The following is a 1642-nucleotide window of genomic DNA, read 5'->3' as shown; positions in this document are numbered from 1 at the left end:
GTTTGTGAATAGTGGACGCGAGCATCTGATGAATGATCGTCGTGATTGTTTGTTGTTGTGTGTTATCTGGTTTGCTGCACGTTTTGTAAGTGTGGTGAGTGTGTAAGAGCGCATGGTGGATGCCTTGGTATCAGGAGCCGATGAAGGACGTGGTGACCTGCGATAAGCCTCGGGGAGTTGGTGAACGGACGGTGATCCGAGGGTGTCCGAATGGGGTAACCCCGCTGCATGTGATGTGTGGTGACCTGCCATTGAATGTATAGGTGGTAGGGGGGAACGTGGGGAAGTGAAACATCTCAGTACCCATAGGAAGAGAAAATAATAATGATTCTGCTAGTAGTGGCGAGCGAACGTGGATGAGCCTAAACCGTGTGTGTGTAAGCGTGCTGGTGTTGCATGCATGGTGTTGTGGGGTTGGTTTTTCTGCTCTCAGCATGGAGTGGTGCCGTGGTATGCGTGTAGGTGAATAGTCTGGGATGGCTAACCGTAGCAGGTGAGAGTCCTGTAGCTGAAATGCGTGTGTTGTGGTGTGACTGATTCCCGAGTAGGACGGGACTCGTGTAATCCTGTGTGAATCTGCCAGGACCACCTGGTAAGGCTAAATACTTCCTGGTAACCGATAGTGGAGAGTACCGTGAGGGAATGGTGAAAAGTACCCCGGGAGGGGAGTGAAAGAGTACCTGAAACCATGTGCTTACAATCCGTCAGAGCCCCCTGGTTGGGGTGATGGCGTGCCTTTTGAAGAATGAGCCTGCGAGTTAGTGATACGTGGCGAGGTTAACCCGTGTGGGGTAGTCGTAGCGAAAGCGAGTCCGAAGAGGGCGTTTTTAGTCGCGTGTTCTAGACCCGAAGCGGAGTGATCTAGCCATGGACAGGGTGAAGCGATGGTAAGACGTCGTGGAGGCCCGCACCCACCTAGGTTGAAAACTGGGGGGATGATCTGTGGTTAGGGGTGAAAGGCCAATCAAACTCTGTGATAGCTGGTTCTCCCCGAAATGCATTTAGGTGCAGCGTTGCGTGTTGCTTATGCGAGGTAGAGCTACTGGGTGGCTGATGGGCCCTATCGGGTTACTGACGTCAGCCAAACTCCGAATGCGTGTAAGTGTAAGCGTGGCAGTGAGACTGCGGGGGATAAGCTTCGTAGTCGAGAGGGAAACAGCCCAGACCATCAACTAAGGCCCCTAAGCGTGTGCTCAGTGGGAAAGGATGTGGAGTTGCGAAGACAACCAGGAGGTTGGCTTAGAAGCAGCCACCCTTGAAAGAGTGCGTAATAGCTCACTGGTCAAGTGATTCCGCGCCGATAATGTAGCGGGGCTTAAGTACACCGCCGAAGTTGTGGCAACACCACGTATGAAGGCTTAACAGCTGTGGTGTTGGGTAGGGGAGCGTCGTGTGGCCGGTGAAGTCGCCGTGTGAACGAGTGGTGGAGGCTATGCGAGTGAGAATGCAGGCATGAGTAGCGAAAGACGGGTGAGAATCCCGTCCGCCGGATGACAAAGGGTTCCAGGGGCAGGTTCGTCCGCCCTGGGTAAGTCGGGACCTAAGGCGAGGCCGACAGGCGTAGTCGATGGATAACGGGTTGATATTCCCGTACCGGTGAAAAACCGTCCATACCGAATCATGTGAGACTAACTACTCACAC

At 53.6% G+C, this 1642-nt stretch carries 1 rRNA gene; it reads left to right on the top strand.

Annotated features, from left to right (window positions below):
• Positions 1 to 92: 92 nt before the first annotated feature.
• Positions 93 to 1642, top strand: a 23S ribosomal RNA gene (locus tag HMPREF0183_RS11220); the annotation flags it as partial.

Source organism: Brevibacterium mcbrellneri ATCC 49030 (genome assembly GCF_000178455.1).
Taxonomy (GTDB): domain Bacteria; phylum Actinomycetota; class Actinomycetes; order Actinomycetales; family Brevibacteriaceae; genus Brevibacterium; species Brevibacterium mcbrellneri.
This window is presented reverse-complemented; position numbering and strand designations above follow the sequence as displayed.